At 70.7% G+C, this 6,307-nt stretch carries 5 protein-coding genes and 1 pseudogene; 1 reads left to right on the plus strand and 5 read right to left on the minus strand.

What is annotated here, in order from left to right:
- The 4 genes and pseudogenes from CCN56_RS44415 to CCN56_RS10910 all read right to left on the minus strand — a co-directional run.
- Positions 1-164: pseudogene (locus CCN56_RS44415) on the minus strand (AI-2E family transporter); the annotation flags it as partial.
- 120 nt (positions 165-284) lie between these two features.
- On the minus strand, positions 285-1,001 hold the full coding sequence (locus CCN56_RS10900) for a transglycosylase domain-containing protein (protein ID WP_086825927.1): 717 nt from the start codon (positions 999-1,001) through the stop codon (positions 285-287).
- Between the two features lie 377 nt (positions 1,002-1,378).
- On the minus strand, positions 1,379-2,704 hold the full coding sequence (locus tag CCN56_RS10905) for a PhoH family protein (protein WP_086825929.1): 1,326 nt from the start codon (positions 2,702-2,704) through the stop codon (positions 1,379-1,381).
- Between the two features lie 295 nt (positions 2,705-2,999).
- Positions 3,000-3,761 (minus strand): isoprenyl transferase, encoded by a 762-nt coding sequence (locus CCN56_RS10910; RefSeq protein WP_086825931.1) that lies wholly within the window; start codon positions 3,759-3,761, stop codon positions 3,000-3,002.
- A gap of 111 nt (positions 3,762-3,872) precedes the next feature.
- Here CCN56_RS10910 and mgrA point away from each other — a divergent pair, with 111 nt between their 5' ends.
- Positions 3,873-4,910 (plus strand): L-glyceraldehyde 3-phosphate reductase, encoded by a 1,038-nt coding sequence (gene mgrA, locus CCN56_RS10915; RefSeq protein ID WP_086825933.1) that lies wholly within the window; start codon positions 3,873-3,875, stop codon positions 4,908-4,910.
- A gap of 295 nt (positions 4,911-5,205) precedes the next feature.
- Here the strand turns inward: mgrA and CCN56_RS10920 are convergent.
- Positions 5,206-6,307, minus strand: a 1,102-nt coding sequence (locus CCN56_RS10920; RefSeq protein WP_086825934.1) for a DUF2079 domain-containing protein, incomplete at its 5' end; no start/stop codon positions are given.

Below are 6,307 nucleotides of genomic sequence, written 5' to 3' on the forward strand. Positions count from 1 at the left end.
GCCGCGCTCGCGGGCGCGGCTTCGTACGGGACGTCGAGGGCGACCTCGTACGGCGGCCCGAGCGGATCCTCCCGTTCCGCCTCGGCCCGGCGCTCGTCGAGGCGTTCACTCATGCGGCTCAGGCTCGCGCCCAACCGTCCCAGCCACCCTGGCACTCCGGACATCTCTTCCTTCTTCCCCCCACCGACTCGTCCCCGCGAACCTACACGCAGGAAGCCCCTCACCGTAGGACGGTGAGGGGCTTCCCGAGGTTGAGAGCGCGGTACTGGTACCGGCGGGCGGTACTAGTACCAGCGGTTGGCCTGCCAGAAGGACCAGGCGCCGCACGGGCTGCCGTAGCGGCCGTCCATGTAGCTGAGGCCCCACTTGATCTGGGTGGCGGGGTTGGTCTGCCAGTCGGCGCCGGCCGAGGCCATCTTGGAGCCCGGGAGGGCCTGCACGAGACCGTAGGCACCCGAGGACGGGTTGGAGGCGCGGTAGTTCCAGCCGGACTCGTGGTCCACGATGTTGCTGAAGCACTGGAACTGGTCGGCGCCCATCATCTGCCGGGCCATCGCCTTGACCTCGGAGATGCTGTACGAGCCCTGCGCGGAGAAGGACGTGATGTCGCGGGCCGCGGAGCGGCTGGCGCGCTCCTGCGCCTCCTGCTCCTTGCGCTCCTTCTCGGCCTTGGCCTCGGCGGCGGCCTTGTCGGCGGCCTCCTTCTTCGCCTCGGCGTCCTTGGCGGCGCGGATGCGGGCCGCTTCCTCCGCGGTCTTCTTCGCGGCGGCGTCGGCGGCGGCGGCCTGGACGTCGGCCTGCTCCGAGAGGGACGAGACCTGTACCTGGGCCTGCTCGCCCGCGGGGATGTCCGCGAGCAGCGTGGTGCCGGCCGCGGTGGCCTCGAAGTTGTCGTCCGAAGGCTGCGCGGCGTTGCCCGTGGCAACACCGGCGATGGCGCCGACAGTGGTGACCGCAGTGGCCGAAGCCACCGCGAATCCCCGGACCGAGATCCGGCTCACACGGTTTCCTTCCAGCACGCCCGCACAGGTGACCACGCGGGCGAAATCTTGCCCCTGGCACTGGTCTCCGACGTACGGGGTCACAGAAGACACGGGCCCGTGGTGCTGTGGGCGGCATACGGCGACGGCTGTGGAGTTGTGTGGTGCGGTGCGCACCCCTGAGGGTGCACGTGTGCCGTATGCGGGGCCTGACGGAAGCAAGACTTTGCCGGACGGCGACGCCGCAAGGCAATTCCGTGTTGCGTGTGAAAGCTCACACCTGGGTGGACGCAAGGGATTTGATGGATACGGGAGACAGCAGGACGCCGCCCGGCTAAGCTCCTGCGCTTTGCCGGGCGGCGCCAACTCCCGTACCCCTACAGAAGGGTACGAACCGGTCAGATCGAGACGTCCTCCAGCATCTCCGTCACGAGCGCGGCGATCTGGGAGCGCTCGGAGCGGGTGAGGGTGACGTGGGCGAAGAGCGGATGCCCCTTCAGTTTCTCGACCACGGCGACGACTCCGTCGTACCGGCCGACCCGGAGGTTGTCGCGCTGGGCGACGTCATGGGTCAGCACGACCCGCGAATTCGCCCCGATACGGGACAGAACGGTCAACAGGACGTTCCGCTCCAGGGACTGGGCCTCGTCCACGATGACGAAGGCGTCGTGGAGCGAGCGGCCCCGGATGTGGGTGAGCGGCAGGACCTCCAGCATCCCGCGGCCCAGCACCTCCTCGATGACCTCGCGGCTCGCGACCGAGGACAGCGTGTCGAAGACGGCCTGCGCCCACGGGCTCATCTTCTCGGACTCGCTGCCCGGCAGGTATCCGAGCTCCTGGCCGCCGACCGCGTACAGCGGGCGGAAGACCATCACCTTCTGGTGCTGCCGGCGCTCCAGGACCGCCTCCAGGCCCGCGCAGAGCGCGAGCGCGGACTTGCCGGTGCCGGCCCGGCCGCCCATGGAGATGATGCCGACGTCCGGGTCGAGGAGCAGGTCGAGCGCGATCCGCTGCTCGGCGCTGCGGCCGCGGAGCCCGAAGGCCTCCCGGTCGCCGCGGACGAGCCGTACGTTCCCCTCGGCCGTGACCCGGCCGAGCGCCTTGCCGCGCTCGGACTGGAGCACCAGGCCCGTGTGGACCGGAAGCTCGGCGGCCTCCGGCACGTACAGCGAGTCCTGGTCGTAGAGCAGGTCGATCTGCTCCCCGGAGAGCGCGAGCTCGGACATCCCGGTCCAGCCGTTGGCGTCCGTGATGGCGAGCTCGGCGCGGTACTCCTCGGCGAGGAGGCCGACCGAGGAGGCCTTGATGCGCAGCGGCAGGTCCTTGGAGACGACGGTGACGTCGTACCCCTCCGCCTGGAGGTTGCGCGCGACCGCGAGGATCCGTGAGTCGTTGTCCCCCAACCTGTAGCCGGCGGGCAGGACGCCGGGGTCGGAATGGTTGAGTTCGACACGCAGGGTGCCGCCCAGGTCCCCGATGGGGAGCGGGGCGTCCAGGCGTCCGTACCGGACCCGGAAGTCGTCGAGCAGGCGCAGGGCCTGCCGGGCGAAGTAGCCGAGCTCGGGGTGGTGCCGCTTGGCCTCCAGCTCCGTCACGACGACGATCGGGAGCACCACCTCGTGCTCCTCGAAGCGCGAGACGGCTTTGGGGTCGGCCAGCAGGACGCTGGTGTCGAGAACATAGGTGCGCCGGTCGGAAAGGCGGCGCTTCGTGCTGGTCACCACGGAAGGACAGACCCCCTCGGAAGACCCCTGTGAGGTCGGGGTGCGACGGAACCGGTGTCGCTGCGGAATGGGACCGGGCTCAGGCCGCCATGCGCGGGCCGAACCACGGCCCTCCGCTTCTCCCGTACGTGTCCCGCACGGTCGTCCTGGTGCAAGGGGCCTCCCGGGTGGCGGTCTCCGTGCCGCTCACTTCACTTGGGATATGCCCTCGAACACCCTCTGCCATGCCATGGCATATGACGACGTGTTCATGAACACCAGATGATCGGTTCCGACCGGGGGTGACCGGTGGGCCTCAGGTCCCGTAGCGCCGGTGCCGGGCCGCGTAGTCGCGCAGCGCCCGCAGGAAGTCGACCTTCCGGAAGGCCGGCCAGTGGACCTCGCAGAAGTAGTACTCGGAGTGGGCGCTCTGCCACAGCATGAAGCCCGACAGGCGCTGCTCGCCGCTGGTGCGGATCACCAGGTCCGGGTCGGGCTGGCCGCGCGTGTACAGGTGCTCCGAGATGTGCTCGACGTCGACGATCTCGGCGAGCTCCTCGAAGCTCGTCCCCCGCTCCGCGTGCTCCAGGAGCAGCGAACGGACCGCGTCCGCGATCTCCTGCCGGCCGCCGTAGCCCACCGCGACGTTCACGAGTATCCCCGTGTTGCCGTGGGTGGCCTCCTCGGCCTCCTTCAGGACGGTCTGGGTCCGGGCGGGCAGCAGGTCCATCGTGCCGACGTGGTGGACCCGCCAGCGGCCGTCGGCGGCCAGCGAGCGCACGGCGTTCTCGATGATGCCGAGCAGCGGGACGAGCTGTTCCTCGGGGCGGTTCAGGTTGTCCGTGGAGAGCATCCAGAGCGTGACGACCTCGACGTCCGTCTCGGCGCACCAGCCGAGCAGCTCCGTGATCTTGTCCGCACCGGCCTTGTGTCCCTGCTCGGGGGTCCCGCCGGAGGCCTTCGCCCAGCGACGGTTCCCGTCGAGGATGACCCCGATGTGCTTGGGCACCTGGGTGTGGTCGAGGCGGCCTTCCACCCGGCGTGCGTAGAGCCCGTACACCAGGTCGCGCAGGTTCACTGTTCTTTACCCCTCCATGCAGTGTCGGCCCCCCGAAGCCGCCACACTACTGCGGACGGGTAACGAGCTCCCAGCCCGGGACGGTCACAAGTCCGTGATAAGCAGAGATACGTGACTGATTCCCCCCTCTACCGCGCCTCCGCGGACCGCTACGACGCCATGGAGTACCGCCGGACGGGCCGCAGCGGCCTCAAGCTCCCGGCGATCTCGCTCGGCCTCTGGCACAACTTCGGCGACGACAAGGCCCTCGACACCCAGCGCGCGATCCTGCGCCGTGCCTTCGACCTCGGCGTCACCCACTTCGACCTGGCGAACAACTACGGGCCGCCGCCCGGCTCCGCCGAGCTGAACTTCGGCAAGCTCTTCGCCCAGGACTTCGCGCCGTACCGGGACGAGATGATCGTCTCGACGAAGGCCGGCTACCTGATGCACCCCGGGCCGTACGGCGAGTGGGGCTCCCGCAAGTACCTGATGTCCTCGCTCGACGCCTCCCTGAAGCGGATGGGCCTCGACTACGTCGACGTCTTCTACTCGCACCGCTTCGACCCGCACACCCCGCTGGAGGAGACGATGGGGGCCCTCGCCTCCGCCGTCCAGCAGGGCAAGGCGCTGTACGTCGGCGTCTCCTCGTACAACAGCGAGCAGACCGCCGAGGCCGCGCGGATCCTCCAGGACATGGGCGTCCGGCCGCTCATCCACCAGCCCTCGTACTCCATGATCAACCGGTGGACCGAGGAGGACGCCCTCCTCGACACCCTGGAGGCGGCCGGCATGGGCTGCATCTCCTTCGTCCCGCTCGCGCAGGGGCTGCTCACCAACAAGTACCTGAAGGGCATCCCGGCGGGCTCGCGGGCCACCCAGGGCAAGTCCCTCGACCCGAACCTGCTCTCCGACGAGGTGCTGCGGCGGCTTCGCGGCCTCGCCGACATCGCCCAGCGGCGCGGGCAGACCCTCGCCCAGCTGGCGCTGAAGTGGGTGCTGCGGGACGAGCGGATGACCTCGGCGCTGATCGGCGCGTCCAGCGTCGCCCAGCTGGAGGAGAACGTGGCCGCGCTGCACGGGGCGCCGCTGTCGGAGGAGGAGCTGAAGGAGATCGACTCCTTCGCCGTCGACACCGAGGGCACCAACATCTGGGCCGGCCGGGGCTGACCCGTTCTCGGGGCCGACCCGTTCTCGGGGCCCCGTGGGTACAAAAAACGGGCCGGTCCGTGGGGGGGATACGGACCGGCCCGAGGGGGGGTTTCCACCATAACCCTTCGATAGTCGTGTTGCGCGCCACGTGCGCCGAACGAACCGCCTCGAATTCGCCGGATCCCAAGCGGCACAAGGGCTCCGAGGCCCTGTGGCGGGTTTGCGCCCCGGCGTGGCGGCGGGGTTCCGTCCCTCCGAAGAGGGACCGGCCCGCAGGGTTACGACGTTGACGGAAGAGGGCGTTTCCCGCTGGTCAGCCGCCGGACTTTCGGCGCAGCAGCGTGATGCCGTCACGCCGGGCGACGACCTCGTACCCGTACGTCCGGGTCGCGGCCTCCAGCTCGGCCCGCTGCCGCTCGATCGGGTAGGGCCAGTGGCCCGAGGGGTACGGCCAGGCCTCGGGCGCCCGCTCGTCGTGGACGATCCACGCGGCGGTCGGCGCCGGGATGCGCGGGACGTCGTAGCGGTAGAGCTCGCCGCCCACCGGGAACGTCGGGAAGAGGACGACCGTGCAGCGCGCGGTGAGCTGCGGCGCGAGCCGGTTGGAGGCGGCGACGGTGGCGCCGTCGGGGATGCGGGCGAGCAGCGCGCGGGCCGCCTCGATGTGCGGCGTGGTGCGCCAGGTGGCCCGCTGGGCGAGCTGGGCCAGCGGGAAGGACGGGATCAGGACGGCGGTCACGGCGAGGACGGTCGCGAGGACGGCCCGCAGCTCGCGCCTGGACGTGTCCCTGAGCGCGTCCACGAGGCCGGCGAAGACGACCGGCATGAGGATCGCGCTGTAGTGGAAGGACGTGCCCCAGTGGAAGCCGTTCTCGGAGAGCAGCCGCCAGCCGAGGGTGGGGACGGCGATCAGGGCGAGCGGTGAGCGGAGCGCGAGCAGCGCGGACGGGGCGAAGACCAGGATCAGGGTGACCGCCTTGGCCTCGGGGCGGAGCACGTCGAGCGGGGCGTGGGCGAGGGTGGAGAGCAGGGAGCCCTGGGCCTCGGCGAGGTTGCCGGCGTGGGCGTAGCCGCCGCCGGGGTTGAAGGCCGGCAGCAGGACCTTCACTTCCAGGAGCGAGCCGAGGACGCCGACGGCGGCGGTGCCGAGCCCGAGCCGGCGGGGGCCCTTGATCGCGATGTACGCGCCGACGGCGGCGAGCGTGAACCCCAGGTCCTCCTTGACGAGCAGCAACGGCGCCGCCCAGGCGACGGCCTGCCGCCAGCGCCTGCGGGCGAGCGCTTCGAGGGAGAAGGAGAGCAGCGGGACGGCGAGCGCGACCTCGTGGAAGTCGAAGGCGGCGGCGGAGGCGATGCCCCAGCTCAGCCCGTACCCGGCGGCGACGGTGTGCGCGGCCGCCGGGCCGAGGACGTCA

This window comes from Streptomyces sp. NRRL B-24572, assembly GCF_002156145.1.
GTDB lineage: Bacteria > Actinomycetota > Actinomycetes > Streptomycetales > Streptomycetaceae > Streptomyces > Streptomyces vietnamensis.